The organism is Stenotrophomonas sp. STEN240 (assembly GCF_056756175.1).
The window spans coordinates 25276-42355 of the sequence record NZ_JBRRBO010000016.1 but is presented as its reverse complement, the minus strand read 5'-3'; the positions used below and the strand labels follow the sequence as shown (position 1 = coordinate 42355).

Genomic DNA, 17080 nt, shown 5'->3' with positions numbered 1-17080 from the left:
GATCCAGGCTATCAACCACCGAGGTACGCAATGAGCAACACCCGCAGACATTTCCTGGGCAGTGCCGCCGGCCTGGCCGCGCTGGGCGCGGTTGGCCCGTCCCTGCTGGGTGCCTCGGCACCGGCGCAGGCGGCAATGGGCAAGGGCCCGGACGCGCTCAATGAGCGCACCGATGGCACCTATGCAACCGTGGAGCTGGCCAAGCCGGCCTGGACCCTGGGCCTGGTGCAGTCGCGCGTGCACAGCTTCGATGCGCGCGAATGGAAGTCGGCCACCAAGGCCAACCTGGCGCACATGCTGGACCTGATCGACAAGGCGCATTACCACGCCAAACCCGACCTGCTGCAGTTCCACGAATTCCCGCTCACCGGCTGGCGCAAGTGGACCCGTGAGGAAATCCTCAAGTTCGCCATCACCATTCCCGGTGAGGAAACCGAGGCCATCGCCAAGAAGGCACGCCAGTACGGCACCTGGATCGTGTTTGGCGCCTACGCCACTGACCCGGATTGGCCGGGCCACGTGCTGTCGATCACCACGATCATGAACGACAAGGGCGAGATCGTGGACAAGCACTGGAAGCCGCGCAACCTCAAGGGTGCCTTCCCGGATTTCGAGCTGTTCACCACCACCACTTACGACGTGCTCGACCGCTACGTGGAAATGTACGGCCGTGACGCAGTGGTACCGGTCACCCGCACCCCGCTCGGCAACATCTGCACCAGCTCCACCCAGCGCGAACCCGAGCTGTTCCGGGCGATGGCGTTCAAGGGCGCCGAGGTGTTCCTGCGCACCGCCTCGGGCGGTTTCTCGGAAATGGATGTCGCCGCCTGCGCGATGTACAACGGCGTCTACTCCTCGATCGTCAACAACTCGATCTCGCCGGACAACGGCCCTTACTTCGATGACCCGGGCTCAGGCGGCACCGCCCTGTACGACCCCAGCGGCAAGGCCATCGCCGAGGCGCAAAGCAAGGAAGAAACCCTGGTGCTGGGCCGCGTGCCGATCGCCGAGCTGCGTGCGCGCAAGCGCCAGCCGGTGGTGCACATGGATCTGTTCCGCGACGTCTACGACACCTACCAGAACGCCTACCCGCCGAACCTGTGGTCGGAATACCTGCCCACCTCGCTGGAAGACGCCGCCCGCTACATCCGCGGCAAGTCGCGCTGGAAGTAAGCATCGCCGCAAGGCAGTGCGGGCATCGGGCCAGTCTGCCCGATGCCCATTGTGCCGCGTGGCTGTTCAGCATCTATGGGCTGACGCTGAACAGCCGGCCCGGCACAATCGTGATGGATCTCACGGAATCTGCACCTGGTCTGCACACCTCGCTGCCGATACTGCGCGCAGGGGGAATGTTGACCGGCCACGGCTGGGAACGCCCGTTCCTTGTCGCCGGAGTCAGCAATGCTGGGAATGTTCAAGAAGAAAACCGCAGGCGTGGTCATCGTCACGCTCAACGCGCGCCTGCAACCGATGCACCGTGCCGAGCTGGAAGACGCATTCAGCGATGCCTGCAATGCGCATGACCTGGGCGCTGAGGTAGTAGGCGGCGGCACCCTGCTCGCCGACAACGGCGAAGTAGCCGCCTGCGACATCGAAGTGCGTGTGGATGACCTCAGCCCCGACAGGGTGGCCATGGTCGGGCGCCTGTTCGAAGCGATGCTGGCACCGAAAGGTTCGTACATGATCGCCGGCAGCGACGGCAAGCGCATCGCGCTGGGCCGGCACGAGGGCCTGGGCCTCTACCTCAACGGCACCGCGCTGCCGGAGGAAATCTACGAGGTATGCGATTCCAACCACGTGCATGACGAATGCGAGCGCCGCCTGGAAGGCCTGGGCATGGTCAACAGCCACTGGCAGGGCCCCACCGAAACCGCGCTGTACATGTACGGCGAGAGTTTCGAGCGCATGCATGCGGCGATCCTGCCGCTGCTGGAAAACTACCCGTTATGCCGGCAGTGCCGGGTTGAACGCATTGCCTGAGTGCAGCGCTGCGGCTGGGCAGTGCGCGGCGTTCATCCGCTGCTGACAAGCTTGGCCGGGCAGCGGTATAAGGTTGCCGCTCGCCCCACACAATGCGCGGTGCAGGCAATGCCATTGGCCTTCGATCTGGGCTTGAAACTGTGCTGGCTGATCCTGCTGGTCTACTGGGGCGTGACCGCCCTGCAGGCCAAGCCGGTGACGCGCACCGAATCACGCTGGAAACAGCTGCTGGTGTACTGGCTGCCGCTGCTGGTGGCAGTGCTGCTGCTCGGCCCGGGACCATGGTTCGGGCATAGCTGGCTGCGCGAGCAGTTTGTGCCGCATTCGCTGCCGGTCTACACGATTGGCCTGTTGCTGTGCATCTGCGGTGTGGTCCTGGCGATCTGGGCGCGCTGGCGGCTGGGCCGCAACTGGAGCGGCAATGTGCAGATCAAGCAAGCCCATGAGCTGATCACCAGCGGCCCCTATGCACGCGTGCGCCACCCCATCTACAGCGGCCTGCTGCTGATGTTCAGCGGCAACGCGCTGATGGTCGGCGACTGGCGCGGGGTTATCGCCGTGCTGATCGTGCTGGCCTCGTTCTGGGCCAAGCTGCGCCAGGAAGAACGCTTCCTGGCGGCGCATTTCGGTCCGGCCTATGCCGACTATGCGGCGCGCACCCGGATGCTGATCCCCGGCCTGCTGTAACGGCCAGGGCGGGTGCTCAGGGCCCGCGCTCGGGGTCATCATCCCCGCTGCGCCCCGCCCCGTAGCCCAACCCGGCACCCATGCCCATGCCGGCCCCCATGCCGCCCATGCCACCACCGGCGCCAGCACCGCCCTTGCCGGCACCACCGCCTTCCTTGTCTCCCGCCTTGCCGCCACCCTTGCCACCGCCACCGCTGCCGGCCGGGCGCAACGGCCCCTGCTGCGGAATGGCGACGGCTGCGGGAATCACTTCCAGGTCCAATACGCTGCGGATGAAATCGCGCAGCGACACCACCAGCTCGGCGGTATGGATCGGCCGGCCTTCCACCATGTCGGTGGCAGCGCGCGCGGCCAGCCGCACCTGTTCCTCGGTGCCCAGCAGGATCACGTCCGACAACGCCGCTTCCACCGCATCGCGGATGCGCCGGGCGCGCTCACCGGCCTCGCCCGGGTCCACCACCGGCAGCAGCACCGTGCCCTCGGCGGTGGTCACCGCCTGGCCCTGTGCCAGCTCGGCAGCGCGTCGGCGCAGGTCGCGCAGATGGCTGGGGTCAACGCTGAGATCACCTGTAAAGGAGCCGCCCAGGGTCTTGTAGGCGGCGATCAGGGTTTTCAGCCTTTCGTTGATCTGCCGATTGGCCGCTTCACGCTTCTGCTGCACCACCTGCATCACCAACAAGCGAATGCCTACACCGATGAGGGTGATGATCGCCAGGCCAAACAAGGTCGACAGCAGGCCCTGCCAAGAGCTGAAATCCAGACCGCGCATGCAACCACCACTTGCTGCAGGCGCACAACGGCGCCGAGGCAATCATCGTAGCGATTTGTCGGCGGCCGCAGGCACCGGGGCGGACACGACAGCGGACGGACGCGGTATCGTGTCGCCCTTCTCAACACCGAAACTCCTGCCGATGCCCAGCACTTCTTCCGCCCCGGCCAGCACTCCTCCACAGAAGCTGGAACGTGCACTCAAGCCACGCCAGCTGATCATGATGGGGCTGGGCAGCGCGATCGGCGCCGGCCTGTTCCTGGGCTCGGGTGTGGGTATCCAGGCAGCCGGTCCGGCGGTGCTGATCTCCTACCTGGTAGCGGGCACCCTGGTCATCATCATGATGCACGCCATGGGCGAGATGGCCGCCGCACGGCCGGCAAGCGGCGCGTTCTCGGTATATGCCGCCGATGCCCTGGGCGCCACTGCCGGCGCCACCGTGGGTTGGCTGTGGTGGGCGCAGCTGGTGGTGGTGATCGCCGCCGAGTCGGTTGGTGCGGCCGGGTTGCTGGCCTCGGTATGGCCGCAGCTCTCGGTGCCCTTGACCTCGCTGGCGTTCATGGTGGTGTTCACCGTCATCAACATGATGGGTGTGCGCAATTACGGCGAATTCGAGTTCTGGTTCGCCATCCTCAAGGTCGGCGCCATCATCGCCTTCATCCTGATCGGCATCGCCCTGCTGCTGGGCCTGCTGCCGGACGTACCCTCGCCGGGCCTGGCCAACATCACCGGCCACGACGGCTTCATGCCCAAGGGCCTGGCCGGCATCGGTGCGGCGCTGCTGGTGGTGATCTTCGCCTTCGGCGGCACCGAGATCGTGGCCGTGGCCGCGGCCGAAACCCAGGACCCGGAACGCAGCCTGGCGCGCGCCATCCGCACCGTGGCCTGGCGCATCCTGGTGTTCTACATCGGTTCGATCGGCGTGATCATCGCGGTGGTGCCGTGGAACAGCCCCACCCTCAAATCGCCGTTTGCCGCCGTGCTGCAGGTGGCCAACATCCCGGGTGCGGCCACCGCCATCACCCTGATCGCGGTCATCGCCCTGCTGTCGGCGCTCAATGCCAATCTGTACGGCGCCTCGCGGATGATCTATTCGCTGGCCGAACGTGGCGAGGCGCCGCGCTGGCTGGGCGTCACCAATACGCGCCAGGTACCGGTGGTGGCGGTGCTGGCCAGCGTGCTGTTCGGCTTTGCCGCCACCGTGCTGGAGCTGATCTACCCGGACAAGGTACTGCCGGTGCTGCTCAACGTGGTCGGCTCCACCTGCCTGCTGGTCTGGACCATCACCCTGGTGTCGCAGCTGATCCTGCGCCGCCGCGCCGACCGCCTGGGCACGCCGCTGCCGTTCCGGATGGCCGGTTTCCCGTTCCTGACGGTGCTGGCGCTGGCTATCCTGGCGTTGATCTTCGCGCTGCTGCTGCTCACCCCGGAAACCCGCCTGCAGTTCCTGTCGATGGCCGCCTTCACCGCCTTCATCGCACTGTGCAGTGGCCTGGCAAGGCACGCCCGCCGTACCTGACCGTGCCAAATCAGCTGGCATTCGAGCCCATCGCCACGATGGGCTTGTTTTAGTGCGCAAGTGACGGCAGGCTGCGCCCATCCGAGGCCAGTCATGTCCACAGCCGATCCCCGCGTCGACGCCTACATCGCCAATGCCGCCGCTTTCGCCCAGCCCATCCTGCGCGAGATCCGCCAGCGTGTGCACAGCGGCTGCGGCGCGGCCACCGAGGCGATCAAGTGGGGCATGCCAGCCTTCCTCTACAAGGGCAAACTGCTGTGCGGCATGGCTGCATTCAAGGCGCACGCCACGCTGGGCTTCTGGCAACGCGCCGATGGCAAGGGCGACGACTCGGCCATGGGCCAGTACGGCCGCCTGCAGTCGCTGCGCGACCTGCCCGGCAAACGCGAATTCAGCAACCAGCTGCGCGCCGCCACGCAGCGGATTGATGCCGGTGCAAGCCGGCCCAAAGCCGCTCCGCGCGCGCCGCTGCCGATGCCGCCGGCGTTTGCCGAAGCGTTGGCAACTGTACCGGCAGCCAAGGCCCACTTTGACGGTTTCACACCCGGCTACCAACGCGATTATCTGGAATGGATAGGCGAAGCCAAACGTGACAGTACCCGCCAGCAGCGTATTGCCTTGGCCATCGAGTGGTTATCCGATGGCAAGCGACGCAACTGGAAGCATCAAACGCATTGACGTGGGCCGCGCCAGCGATTCCACTTCCCCCAAACACCCCCATCAGTCCTGTTGCTACGCCATGATCGATCTAGAAGACCTCATCCAGCGCGCCATCGACCCGGCATCCGTCAAGCTGGAAGGCACCCTGACAAATCCGCCGTCCTTCGGCGTGTACGCCATCGAGAACGTCGATGACGGCAGCACCCATTTCCGCTTCGGCAACCATCCGGTGCGCAAGCAGGAACTGGAAGACAAGTTCGGCAATGCCGAACTGGAGTACCTGTTCCTCAACCGCGAGGATGCAGCAGCCATGACGTCGGCATTGAACCGCCCCGAAGCGGACTGAGCTTTCCGCGCTCGCAAACACGCCCCGCTGTTGTAGAGCCGAGCCATGCTCGGCTGGGCCTTGCCGGTCGGCTGTGGCTTACCGGTGAAGCCCCTTGCCGAGCATGGCTCGGCACTACGCTTCTCTCTCGCCGCGAAGGGCTCGTGCAAGGCTTGCAGGCATTGCGATTCCGCCAGGCGCGGTGACTGCGCATGAGCCGCATTCAGCCCATCAATCCGGCCACTCCTTGACTTAAATCATCGAGAACGCTGCAGGTGAAGGGGGAACATGTGGTCACCCCCGCAGCAGGAACCTCTCACCATGCTCAGCTCCACCCAACGTGACCTCATCAAGGCGACCGTCCCCCTGCTGGAGACCGGCGGCGAAGCGCTGACCAAGCATTTCTACGGGCTGATGCTGACCGAGAGCGATGCGGCGCGCCCCCTTTTCAACCCCGTGCACCAGCTCAGTGGCGACCAGCCGCGAGCGCTGGCCAACGCGGTGCTGATGTACGCCAAGAACATCGACCGGCTGGAAGCACTGGGCCCCCTGGTTGGGCAGATCGTGGCCAAACACGTCGCCCTGCAGGTGCTGCCCGAGCACTACCCCATCGTCGGCCACTACCTGCTGCGCGCGATCCGCGAAGTGCTGGGGCCGGACGTTGCCACCGACGAAATCATCGACGCCTGGGGCACCGCCTACCAGATGCTGGCCGACCTGCTGATCGGCGCCGAGGAGTCGGCCTATGCCGCCAACGAAAGCGCGCCTGGCGGCTGGCGTGGCGCCCGCAGTTTCCGTGTGGCCGACAAGGTCCGCGAGAGCGCCGAGATCACCTCCTTCCATCTGCAGCCGGTAGACGGCGCCGCGGTGGTGGATTTCCAACCAGGCCAGTACATCGGCTTGAAGCTGCAGCTCGACGGCCAGGAGGTGCGCCGCAACTATTCACTGTCGCGTGCCGCAGATGGCCGCGGCTACCGCATCAGCGTCAAGCGCGAAGACATGGGCAAGGTGTCCAACTATCTGCATGACAAGGTGCAGGTCGGCGACACACTGGAGCTGTTCGCACCGGCCGGTGATTTCACCCTAGTTGCAGGCGAGCGCCCGATTGCCTTGATCAGCGGCGGCGTCGGCATCACCCCGACCCTGCCGATGCTGGAGCACGCCCTGGCAAGCGGCCGCCAGGTGCACTTCATCCATTGCGCACGCAATGGCCAGGTGCACGCATTCCGTGATTTCATCGCCGACAAGCAGAAGCAGCACCCGCAGCTGCGCAGCTACACCTGCTACAGCGATGCGCTGCCCGGCGACAAGGCCGATGCCGATGGTTTCCTGAGCCGCGAGCTGCTGGAGCAGTGGCTGCCGGCCGAGCGCGACGTCGAGGCCTACTTCCTCGGGCCGAAGCCGTTCATGGCGCAGGTGAAGAAACTACTGCGCGATGTCGGCGTGCCGGAAACGCAGAGCCACTACGAGTTCTTCGGCCCGGCAGCGGCACTGGAAGCCTGAGCGGCATCGCCGCAAACGTGTGAGAGGTAGGAGGCCGGCGGGGAAACCCGCCGGTCTTCTTTTTGGGCCGCGGCTACGCAAGTACCTGCAGCGGCGCTAGGATGCGGCATCGCTCACTGCTTTGGGGAAACGCATGAACGTTTATGCCGTGGTGCTGGCCGCTGTATCGAGCTTTCTGCTGGGCGGGCTGTGGTATTCACCGGTGCTGTTTGGCCGCGCATGGAACCTTGAAAACGGCGGCGAAGTACCGCCGGGGCATCCGGGCAAGGTATTTGGCGTGGCGTTCTTGTTTTCGCTGCTGGCGGCGTTCGCGTTCGCCTGGTTCATCGGCCCGGCACCGGAACTGCGCAAGGCATTGCTATGCGGATTGGTCGTAGGCTTTGGCATGGTCGCGGCGAGCTTCGGCATCAACTATCAGTTCGCGCAGCGCAGCGGAAAGTTGTGGGCGATCGATGGTGGCTACCACACCGCACAGTTCGTGCTGTTCGGCCTGATCCTGGGCTTGTGGCACTAAGGCACTGAGGGCAGTAACGAAGATCCCTGCTGTTGCTGTTGCTGTTGCTGTTGCTGTTGCTGTTGTTGCTGTTGTTGCTGTTGTTGCTGTTGCTGTTGCTGTTGTTGCTGTTGCTGTTGCTGTTGTTGCTGTTGCTGTTGCTGTTGCTGCTGTTGCTGTTGCTGTTGCTGTTGCTGTTGCTCTAGCCCCCTCCCTTTGCCGCAGGCAAGGGGAGGGCTGGGGAGGGGTAGCTTCGGCTTCGGCTTCGGCCGTGGCTCTAGACTTTGACCTACCGGGTCCCCTTCCGCAGCGACGGAGCTGACGGACAAGACCCCGCATGGGGCGGCGTGCAGGACGCACGCCGTTTTTCGACGATACAAGGATGTATCGTCGAAAAATCCCGGCAGCGGAGTGGACCTGGAGCGCGCAGCGCGGAAGGCGCGTAGGCAGGGTGTGCTTTCTTTGGGCCACCTTTCTTTGCACAAGCAAAGAAAGGTGTGCTCGCGCGCCGCAGGCGGGCGAAAGCCCTTGATCTTGATCTTGATTGCCGTTGAGGCAAGGGCAAGGACAAAGGCAAAGGCAAGAGCTTTCACTCCCCTTCGGGGAGCGAGTCACTTTTCTTTGCTTGTGCAAAGAAAAGATAACCAAAAGAAAGCACACCCTGCCTCCGCGCCCACGCCGCTACGCGACGCGGGTCCACTCCGCCGTCAGGATTTTTCGACGATACATCCCTGTATCGTCGAAAAACGACGTGCGTCCTGCACGTCGCCCCGTTCGGGGTCTTGTCTGCCGGCTCCGTCGCTACAGAAGGGGCCCGGTGAGTCAAAGTCCAGAGCAACTGCAACTGCCAAAGCTCGAGCCACGGCCAAGGCACCCCTCCCCAACCCTCCCCTGCGCTTTGCGCAAGGGAGGGAGCTGGAGAACTGCCTTACGCGAGGTTGGCGCGCAGCCAACGCATCACAGTTTCAACTACGCCCAGCTTCTGCGGCACGTCCAACCCCAGCGCCCGCGCGAAACCATCGGCATTGCGAATGAATGCCTGACGTGCGATCCGCTGCGCCTGCTGCACGGTCGACTGCTGCCTGCGCAGCTGCACGATCTGCACCGACGGCCGTCCCGGCGGCGCGAACTTCTGGAAGCGACGCAACTCGTCAGCCACCAAGCCAACATCGGCGTCTGCCTTGAGCAGATGCTCACCGGCCAGCAACAGCTGCTCCAGTGCCTGCCCTGCAGAAGTCAGCGCTTTTTCTTCGGCAGCGAACATGGGCGCTGCCGCCAACACTGCCAAGGTGCTGTCGCGTTGCTGCAGACGCTGCAGGTGCGCTGTCCAGGGGAAGGCTGCGTGCGGGGTGGCCATGGTTTTCGGTATTCGGGGGAAGGCGGCGAACTTTACGGGTTGGCGGATGGTAGCGCCAGCTGGGGGATTTTCACTCAGCCAATAACCCGCTTGAACGGCGGCAACGAATCGATGATGCGCTTGCCATAGCGCCGCGTCAGCAGACGCGAATCCAGAATGATCACCCGCCCGGTATCGGTCGAGGTACGGATCAAACGCCCGGAGAACTGTGTCAACGTCCGCAATGCATGCGGAATCGCAATCAGGTTGAACGAGTTCAAGCCGCGGCTCTCGAACCACTCACTCAAGGTCGAGGTCTGCGGGTCGGTCGGCACCGCGAACGGCACCTGGGTGATCACCACCGTGGTGCAGGCCTCGCCCGGCAGGTCCAGGCCTTCACCAAACGAATTCAAGCCGAACAGCACCGAGCCCTCACCCGCCGAGGTGCGCCGGATGTGCTCGTCGATCATCTTCTGCTTGGCGCCGTCACCCTGCACCAGCACCTTCTTGCGCAGCGTCGCCGGCATCAGCTCGGCTACCTTTTCCATCTTCCAGCGCGAGGTGAACAACACCATGCTGCCCTTGTCCCAGTCCAGTTCGGCGGCCAGGTACTTGGCTACTTCCTTGGGATGACGCTCGCGGTCATCCGGGGTCACCGGGAATTGCGGCACGATCAACTCGGCTTGGTTGGGCAGGTCGAACGGCGAAGCCAGCGACACCATCTCCGCTTCTTCCGGAATGCCGTTGTCGATCGCCAGGGACTGGAAATCACCGCCGCCGGTAAGCGTGGCCGAGGTCATCACCACCGAGTCCACTTCGTCCCACAGCAGCTTGCGCAGCACCATCGCCGCCGACACCGGCGAGCAATGCAGGATGTAATCGCCATCGCGTGACATGGTCACCCAGCGCGCGATCGGCGGCTGGCCTTCCTTGTCCTCGCGGCGCCAACCGGCCCACAGGTTGTACTGCTGCTCGATCATTTCCTGGGCCATGCCCAGGTTGCGTTGCAGGCGCTCGACGGCGGGATCGTCCTGCTTGCCCTTGGCCACCGCCGAAGCGGCTGCCGTTGCCCAGTTGAGCAAGGTGCGGGTTTCGTCGGCCAGCACTTCGATCGGCTGCCGCCAGGATTCAGGCAGGCGACCGTTGGCAGCGCGCCACATCGGCTCGCGGTCATCGGGCTGCGGAATCCACACGTTGCCGATGTCATCGCGGAAGGACTTGAGCAACTTGCTGACGCGCGACGCCACATCGATGGCCTCGTTGGGCAACAGGTTGCCGAGCTTGTCCTTGTCCACCGCACGGTAGGCGCCGGCAATCAGGATCTGCAGGCGGCTGGTGCGTTTTGCCATGTCGTCCAGCGGCAGGTTGGCTGCACCCTGGTCAATGGCGACGTTGCCGATGTGATGGCCTTCGTCCAGCACCAGCAGCATTTCGCCAGGCGCTGCGATCAGCGGCTGGCCGCTGTCGCTGTCACCCAATGACAAGGCCGACAGCAGCAACGCATGGTTGGTGACGATGATCTGTGCATCACGCACTTCAGTGCGCGCGCGCTGCACCGGGCATTGCGACGAATACGCGCAACGGCGCCCGGCGCAGGCAGAGGCCGGCGTGGTGATGCGCATGCGCAGCGTGGGGGTGACGTTTTCCGGAGCGCTGTCCAGATCGCCATTCCAACGCCCTTCGATGAAGGCCTTGGTCAGCTTCTCGGCAACGTCCATTTCAATCGGCGCCAACGGCCGGTCGTAGAGCTGCACGTCGTCGCCGAACATGCCCTCCTGAACGCCTTCGCCCTGCGCTTCGGCGGCATTGCGCGTGCACAGATAGCGGGTTCGTCCCTTGGCCAACGCAACGGTAGCCTGCAGGCCGGTGGACTTGAGGAAATTGGGGATGTCGCGCTCGACCAGCTGCGACTGCAACGCCACGGTGCCGGTGCTGATCACCAGCTTCTTCTTGCTGGCCAGTGCGATCGGCACGCCTGCGGTCAGATAACCCAGGCTCTTGCCGACGCCGGTGGGCGCTTCCACCACGCCGACCCCGCCAGTGCCCAGCGCGCGCGACACCACACCGATCATCTGGCTCTGCGAACGGCGCGTGCTGAAGCCCGGCGTGTTTGCCTGCAGCTTGCTGTAAGCGTCACGGATGCCGGTTTTGATGTCCTCGGTCAGCGCCCGTGGTGCTTCTACTTTTTCCGTCACGCCAACCTGCCCGCAGCTCAATCAAGGCGGGTATTTTCCCATACCCGCCCGCATTCACCGAATGCGTTGGTGGCTCAGGCTTTGCCGGGGGCCTGCGGGCGTCGCAGGGCCTGCACCAGCGCCCAGGCCAGCAGGACGTAGCCCACCGCTTCGAACAGCGACAACCCGAGGTGCCCTATGCTGAACAGCGTATTCATCGAACCCACGCTGCTGTAATTGCCGCTTGCGATAAGCAGCAGGGGCACTGCACTGAGCACGCCGCCAATCATGGCCACCGCCAGCAGCAAGGCCAGCGCCGACAAGGCTACGCTGCGCACCTTGCCGCGCGGGGTATCGATCAACATCACCAACGCCACGCCAAGAGCAATCAGGATCGGCAGGCGGTAGCCGATGGAAACCAGCAAGGTGGTCAACAATTCCGTGGGTTGCATGGGCCGGCCTCAGTCCGCAGTGACCAGCAACGCGTCGCGGCCACGCAGCTCGGCGTAGATCGCATCGGTTTCCGGGCGCATGCCATGCCATTGCTGGAAGCTCTCGGCCGCCTGTTCCACCAGCATGCCCAGGCCATCGAAGCTGTTGCGGCAGCCGGCCGCACGCGCCCAGGCCAGGAACGGAATCGAAGCCTCGCCGTAGTTCAGGTCCACCGCCGTGGTCATGCTGTTGACCAGCGACAGCGGCAGGTTGAAACCGCTGCCGTCGCCACGCGCGGCCGAGGTGGCATTGATGATCAGTTCGAAGTCGCCCTGTTCGCGCAGCGCATCCCAGTACGCGGAAATGACACGGCCGGGTTCACTCATCGCATCGACCAGCGCATCGGCACGCTCAGGCGAACGGTTGACCACGATCAGCTCGAGGATGCCTGCGTCCAGCAAGGCCGGTGCCACACCGCGTGCAGCACCACCGGCACCGAGCAGCAGCACCCGGCGGCCGCGCAGGTCCAGGCCGTGGCGGCCGGTGAGATCACGCACCAGGCCGATGCCGTCGGTGTTGTCACCGTGCCAGCGCTCGCCCTTGCGCAGCAAGGTGTTGACCGCGCCGGCGCGGTGGGCGCGCGAGGTGGTGGTGGCACACAGCGCAAAGGCGGCTTCCTTGTGCGGCAGGGTCACGTTGGCGCCAACGCCGCCGTCGGCGGCAAAGGCTTCCAGCGCCGCAGCGAAATCTTCCGGCGAGGCCTCGATGGCGCGGTAGTCCACTTCGATGCCATGTGCCTTGCCGAACGCGGACTGGATGCGCGGCGACTGCGAATGGGCGATGGGCTGGCCGAAAACTGCGTAGCGTGGTGCGCTCATTGGGATCCTCTGCATGACCTAGACTGGACGGGATTTTGCTGACTGGACCCTTATGCGGACCCGACGTTTGCTGCTCGCGCTGAGCCTGAGTTTACCCTTTACCCCGATCGCCTCGGCGCTTTCCGAATTCGGCATCGAGGGCATGGGCATAGTTTCCACCGGCGCCGATGAAATGCGCGCAACGCTGTCGACTGACGGGCAGCGCATCATCTGGGCCAGCACCCGCCCCGGCGGTGCCGGCGGCTGGGACCTGTGGCAGGCGCAGCTGCAGGACAAGCGCTGGACCGCTCCGCAGCCACTGGCCTTGAACAGCAGCGCCGATGAGCTGGACCCCTTTCTCAGCAGCGACGGGCAGTGGCTGTACTTCGCATCCAACCGCAAGGGCGGGCACGGCGGCCTGGATCTGTTCCGGGCGGCGGTAGCAGCCGATGGCAGCCTGGCGGCGCCGCAGAATCTGGGCCCGGCCATCAATACCCGCCAGGACGAGCGCTCGCCGGCGCTGGCCGACGATGGCCGGCTGCTGTTTGCCAGCAATCGCGGCGGCGGCAGCGGCGGCTGGGATCTGTGGCAGGCGCGGGCTAGTGGTGACGGCTTTGCCGCCGTGACGGGCTTGGCCGGCATCAGCACGCCTGCCGACGAAGTGGATGCAAGCTGGCTGGGCGGCGGACGCGGGGTGATCGTTGCCCGTACCAATGCGCAGGGCGGAACCCAGCTGTGGTTGTCACAGTGCCGGCAAGGTCAGTGGGCCGAGCCGCGCCTGCTGGACCTATCGTTCAACAGTGCCGACAGCGACACGCGTGGCGCGCTTATCGATGCCAACAAGCCGGGCGAGCTGGTGGTCAGCGGCAAGGCGCGGGCGCCAAGGGCAGGCGGCATGGATCTGTACCGGATGAAGGCGCCGGTTGTTGATGGGGATGAGTCCTGCCGTTGAGGCGAGAGCCAACCCCTCCCCGGCCCTCCCCTTCGCTACGCGAAAGGGAGGGAGACAAGCGGCCGCCCCGGCAATATTTGGCAGCCTGCAGCACCAGCCCCCTCCCTTTGGCCGCAGGCCAAGGGGAGGGTTGGGGAGGGGTGCTTCTGCTTAAAGCTTCCAGCTCCAGCAAAAGCTACTTCCCTGCCAACACCGCAGCGCGCATCGCCTCGTACTCGGTCTCGCTGATCTGCCCGCCCTGCCTGCGCAGATCCAGCTCGCGCAGCTTGGCCTGTACATCCGTACCCTGCCCTGCCTCGCGCTGCAGCCGCTCGACGGCAGAGTGCAGCTGCGGCGGACGCTTACCGGCGCGCACGATGGCGGCAATGAACACGCCAATCACCACGGCGAACACCAGCACGCCAATCAGCCACACCGCCCAGTTGTAGCCCTCAAGACCGGGAACATTCATCTCACACCTCCTTCAACCAACGCGCGATCTGCGGTGCGTAATAGGTCAGCACGCCATCGGCACCGGCACGCTTGAAGCCGATCATCGTCTCCAGCACGCACTTGCGCTCGTCCAGCCAGCCGTTGGCCGCAGCCGCCTTCAACATCGCGTACTCGCCACTGACGTGGTACGCAAAGGTCGGCACGCCGAACTCGGTCTTCACCCGGCGCACGATATCCAGGTAAGGCATGCCCGGCTTGACCATCACCATGTCGGCGCCTTCTTCCAGATCCAGCGCGATCTCGCGCATGGCTTCGTCGCTGTTGGCCGGATCCATCTGGTAGGTCTTCTTGTCGGCCTTGCCCAGGTTGCCGGAGCTGCCCACCGCATCGCGGAACGGGCCGTAGAAGGCCGACGCGTACTTGGCCGAATAGGCCATGATGCGCGCGTTGATATGCCGTGCATCGTCCAACGCGGTGCGGATAGCACCGATGCGGCCGTCCATCATGTCCGATGGCGAAATGATGTCCACACCCGCTTCGGCATGCGATACCGATTGCTTGACCAGCGCCTCGACGGTGATGTCGTTGAGCACGTATCCGGTGTCGTCGATGATGCCGTCCTGGCCATGCGTGGTGTACGGGTCAAGCGCCACGTCGGTCATCACGCCAAGCTCGGGGAAACGCTGCTTGAGCGCGCGCACGGCGCGCTGCGCCAGCCCCTCCGGGTTCCAGGCTTCGGCCGCATCCAGCGACTTGCGCGACGGGTCGATCACCGGGAACAGATCGATCACCGGCACGCCCAGTTCCAGCGCCTGCTCGGCCTCGCGCAGCAGCTCGTCGATGGACATGCGGTCCACGCCCGGCATCGAGGCCACCGGCGTGCGGCCATCAAGTTCATGCACGAACACCGGCCAGATCAGATCGTTGCTGGTCAGCGTGTTTTCGCGCATCAGCCGGCGCGAGAATTCATCGTGACGCATGCGGCGCGGGCGGTACTGGGGATGGATCATCGCGGTACTCCTTGATTCTGGAAACAGGGTTATTGCAGCCGGTAACCTTGCGGCTGCAATGGCTCGGGCAGCGGGCTGTGGCCCAGCGCGTCGAGCAGATCGATTTCGATGGTACGCACCATGGCGTCCAGCGGCAGGTCGTTGGGTTCGAGGCCAAACGGCTCTTCCATCTCTTCGCCGAGCTGGTCCAGGCCGAAGAAGGCATAGGCCAGCAGCATCGACACCACCGGCGTGGCCCAGCCCAGCGCGCCGGCCAGGCCGAACGGCAGCAGCACGCAGAACAGCCAGGCACAACGGTGCAGCAGCAAGGTGTAGGCAAACGGCAGCGGCGTGCCGGCAATGCGCTCACAGCCGGCCTGCACGCTGGCCATGCCATGCAGGCGCGCTTCGAACTGGGCGTAGAGATACGGATCCAACCGGCCTTCGCGCAGCGGCACGGCCAGTTCGCTGGCCAGCTGGTTCAACACGCCATCGGCAACATTGCGCCGCGCCAGTACCGCAGTCTGGTCCGGCTGCAGCCATGGCGCGCAGGCAGCAAGCTCGTCGCGGCCACGCAGGCGCGCCGCCAGGGCGCTGGCAAAGCCGATCACCAGCCAGGTACTGCGCTGGCGCAGCTGCGGCTCGGCGGCCAGCAGCGCAGCGGCCTCGCGGGCGAAGCTGCGCGATTCAATCAGCAACTGGCCCCACAGCTTGCGGCCTTCCCACCAGCGGTCGTGGCAGGCGTTGTTGCGGAAACTGAGGAAGATCGACAGCACCAGGCCCAGCAGGGTGAACGGCACCACCGACAGGCCGCTGCCTCCCAAGGGATGCCAGCTGCGGCTGAATGCCGCCACCAGCACCGCCAGCACGCCGATGGCCAGCACCTTGGGGGCGATGGCCGGCACGATGGAGCCGCGCAGGATGTACAGCAACTGCCAACCAGTCGGGCGGGGGCGGATGATCATCGGGGAGCGGAAGCTGCCTGCAACAGGCAAAGGGCGCCGGAGGGCCTCCGGCCAGCCCCGTTATTTTACGCCCCCAGGCGGTACCTCGCCGGCCCCCAGCCCCGCCCCGTATCAGATGATGCCACCGCCTATGCTCAGGCGGATCACGCCCACAACGATGACAATCGCGTTGAGCAGCAGGCCGGTCTTGGCCCGGCCGCGCTTGCTGGCATGGGTGAACAGCAGGCCGATGGCGGCGATGATCGCGCCCACCGCCGCGAACGGGATCAGAACCCAGTTCCCCCAGCCCAATAGCGGAATAAAAGCCAGAATCATCCACAACAGGGCAATAATTCCCCAAATCAGGCTGATCAGCCCCATGTGCTTTCCTCCACCAAATACAGACTGCAAGATAGCCGGGAACAGGTGCGAAGCAAAAGGCCCTCGCCCTGGCCGGAAGTTCTCGACTGATTCAGCCGTTGCCATGGATCATCCGCAATTACCGATCACCGGGGAGTGAAACCATGAAACCTGCACTCGCTATTGCTGCCCTCGCCCTTGGCGCCAGCCTGGCACTGGGCGGCTGCGCCAGCACCTCCAAGGTCATGCTGGGCCAGGCGCGCGCGCCGGTGGACCCGGCCACTGTGCAGATCTATTCCACCCCGCCAGCCGGTTCGGTGGAGATCGCCCAGCTTGAATCCTCCAGCGCGGTCGGCTTTGGCACCCAGGGCCAGACCGATGCCGCCATTGCCCGGCTCAAGCGCGAGGCCGCCGCACTCGGCGCCAACGGCGTGATCCTGATGGGCGTCGGCGCCGGTGGTTCGCCGGTCGGCATGTCGGTGGGCGCGGGCAGTTTTGGCCGGCATACCGCAGGTGGCCTCAGCGTCGGCATCCCCACCCAGCAGAAGCGCGCCGCCGGCGTGGCGATCTGGGTACCGCCGGGCGCAGGCAGGTAAGTCCTGCGCGTGAGCTGATGCAACAAGGGCGCCGATTGGCGCCCTTTTTTCAACTGCATTCGAAGTGCCGCT

At 65.1% G+C, this 17080-nt stretch carries 20 protein-coding genes; 11 read left to right on the top strand and 9 right to left on the bottom strand.

All coding sequences use genetic code 11. From position 1 onward, the window contains the following. Nucleotides 1–30 precede the first annotated feature (30 nt). The 3 genes from ACVOKO_RS09540 to ACVOKO_RS09530 all read left to right on the top strand — a co-directional run bounded on the left by ACVOKO_RS09540 (nt 31) and on the right by ACVOKO_RS09530 (nt 2667). On the top strand, nt 31–1173 hold the full coding sequence (locus ACVOKO_RS09540) for a nitrilase-related carbon-nitrogen hydrolase (RefSeq protein WP_346498688.1): 1143 nt from the start codon (nt 31–33) through the stop codon (nt 1171–1173). 237 nt (nt 1174–1410) lie between these two features. Then, on the top strand, nt 1411–1980 hold the full coding sequence (locus tag ACVOKO_RS09535) for a hypothetical protein (protein WP_346498687.1): 570 nt from the start codon (nt 1411–1413) through the stop codon (nt 1978–1980). A gap of 108 nt (nt 1981–2088) precedes the next feature. Further along, a complete protein-coding gene (locus tag ACVOKO_RS09530; protein ID WP_346498686.1) occupies nt 2089–2667 on the top strand; it encodes a methyltransferase family protein in 579 nt (192 codons plus the stop codon). Between the two features lie 16 nt (nt 2668–2683). Here ACVOKO_RS09530 and ACVOKO_RS09525 read toward each other — a convergent pair whose 3' ends face one another. Then, complete coding sequence (locus ACVOKO_RS09525; RefSeq protein ID WP_346498685.1) at nt 2684–3436, bottom strand: hypothetical protein; 753 nt, start codon at nt 3434–3436, stop codon at nt 2684–2686. Between the two features lie 136 nt (nt 3437–3572). Between ACVOKO_RS09525 and ACVOKO_RS09520 the strand changes: the two genes are divergently transcribed. The 6 genes from ACVOKO_RS09520 to ACVOKO_RS09495 all read left to right on the top strand — a co-directional run bounded on the left by ACVOKO_RS09520 (nt 3573) and on the right by ACVOKO_RS09495 (nt 8142). Then, complete coding sequence (locus ACVOKO_RS09520) at nt 3573–4955, top strand: amino acid permease (RefSeq protein ID WP_430980749.1); 1383 nt, start codon at nt 3573–3575, stop codon at nt 4953–4955. Between the two features lie 93 nt (nt 4956–5048). After that, complete coding sequence (locus ACVOKO_RS09515; protein WP_346498683.1) at nt 5049–5633, top strand: YdeI/OmpD-associated family protein; 585 nt, start codon at nt 5049–5051, stop codon at nt 5631–5633. A 61-nt stretch (nt 5634–5694) separates the two neighbouring features. Continuing rightward, the gene (locus ACVOKO_RS09510) at nt 5695–5961 is read left to right on the top strand and encodes a hypothetical protein (RefSeq protein ID WP_057626952.1); all 267 of its coding nucleotides are present in this window, start codon (nt 5695–5697) and stop codon (nt 5959–5961) included. A gap of 300 nt (nt 5962–6261) precedes the next feature. Then, nucleotides 6262–7443 (top strand): NO-inducible flavohemoprotein, encoded by a 1182-nt coding sequence (hmpA, locus tag ACVOKO_RS09505; RefSeq protein ID WP_346498682.1) that lies wholly within the window; start codon nt 6262–6264, stop codon nt 7441–7443. A 133-nt stretch (nt 7444–7576) separates the two neighbouring features. Continuing rightward, nucleotides 7577–7957: a DUF1761 domain-containing protein gene (locus ACVOKO_RS09500; protein ID WP_346498681.1), complete on the top strand. Its 381-nt coding sequence runs from the start codon at nt 7577–7579 to the stop codon at nt 7955–7957. 32 nt (nt 7958–7989) lie between these two features. Then, nucleotides 7990–8142, top strand: coding sequence for a hypothetical protein (locus ACVOKO_RS09495; RefSeq protein ID WP_346498680.1), 153 nt, complete (start codon nt 7990–7992; stop codon nt 8140–8142). 722 nt (nt 8143–8864) lie between these two features. Here the strand turns inward: ACVOKO_RS09495 and ACVOKO_RS09490 are convergent. From ACVOKO_RS09490 to aroE, 4 genes are all read right to left on the bottom strand, one after another. After that, nucleotides 8865–9293, bottom strand: a complete 429-nt coding sequence (locus ACVOKO_RS09490) for a hypothetical protein (RefSeq protein WP_346498679.1) — start codon at nt 9291–9293, stop codon at nt 8865–8867. Between the two features lie 74 nt (nt 9294–9367). Next, nucleotides 9368–11467, bottom strand: a complete 2100-nt coding sequence (gene dinG, locus ACVOKO_RS09485; RefSeq protein WP_346498678.1) for an ATP-dependent DNA helicase DinG — start codon at nt 11465–11467, stop codon at nt 9368–9370. A gap of 74 nt (nt 11468–11541) precedes the next feature. Further along, nucleotides 11542–11898, bottom strand: a complete 357-nt coding sequence (locus tag ACVOKO_RS09480) for a hypothetical protein (RefSeq protein WP_346498677.1) — start codon at nt 11896–11898, stop codon at nt 11542–11544. Nucleotides 11899–11907: 9 nt separating this feature from the next. Then, nucleotides 11908–12756, bottom strand: a complete 849-nt coding sequence (aroE, locus tag ACVOKO_RS09475) for a shikimate dehydrogenase (protein ID WP_346498676.1) — start codon at nt 12754–12756, stop codon at nt 11908–11910. Between the two features lie 52 nt (nt 12757–12808). On the opposite strand from aroE, the gene ACVOKO_RS09470 reads away from it, so the two are divergent. Then, entirely contained in the window at nt 12809–13687 is an 879-nt protein-coding gene (locus tag ACVOKO_RS09470) for a TolB family protein (protein ID WP_346498675.1), read from the top strand. A gap of 175 nt (nt 13688–13862) precedes the next feature. Here ACVOKO_RS09470 and ACVOKO_RS09465 read toward each other — a convergent pair whose 3' ends face one another. The 4 genes from ACVOKO_RS09465 to ACVOKO_RS09450 form a co-directional block, all read right to left on the bottom strand. After that, entirely contained in the window at nt 13863–14138 is a 276-nt protein-coding gene (locus ACVOKO_RS09465; protein WP_346498674.1) for an SHOCT domain-containing protein, read from the bottom strand. 1 nt (nt 14139) lies between these two features. After that, nucleotides 14140–15129 carry a porphobilinogen synthase gene (hemB, locus tag ACVOKO_RS09460; protein ID WP_346498673.1) on the bottom strand — a complete coding sequence of 330 codons (990 nt, stop codon included), beginning with the start codon at nt 15127–15129 and terminating at the stop codon, nt 14140–14142. 29 nt (nt 15130–15158) lie between these two features. Further along, nucleotides 15159–16073, bottom strand: coding sequence for a bestrophin family protein (locus ACVOKO_RS09455; protein ID WP_346498672.1), 915 nt, complete (start codon nt 16071–16073; stop codon nt 15159–15161). Between the two features lie 111 nt (nt 16074–16184). Further along, nucleotides 16185–16433, bottom strand: a complete 249-nt coding sequence (locus tag ACVOKO_RS09450; RefSeq protein WP_057626941.1) for a hypothetical protein — start codon at nt 16431–16433, stop codon at nt 16185–16187. 143 nt (nt 16434–16576) lie between these two features. Between ACVOKO_RS09450 and ACVOKO_RS09445 the strand changes: the two genes are divergently transcribed. Then, nucleotides 16577–17008, top strand: coding sequence for a hypothetical protein (locus tag ACVOKO_RS09445; RefSeq protein WP_346498671.1), 432 nt, complete (start codon nt 16577–16579; stop codon nt 17006–17008). Nucleotides 17009–17080: the final 72 nt, after the last annotated feature.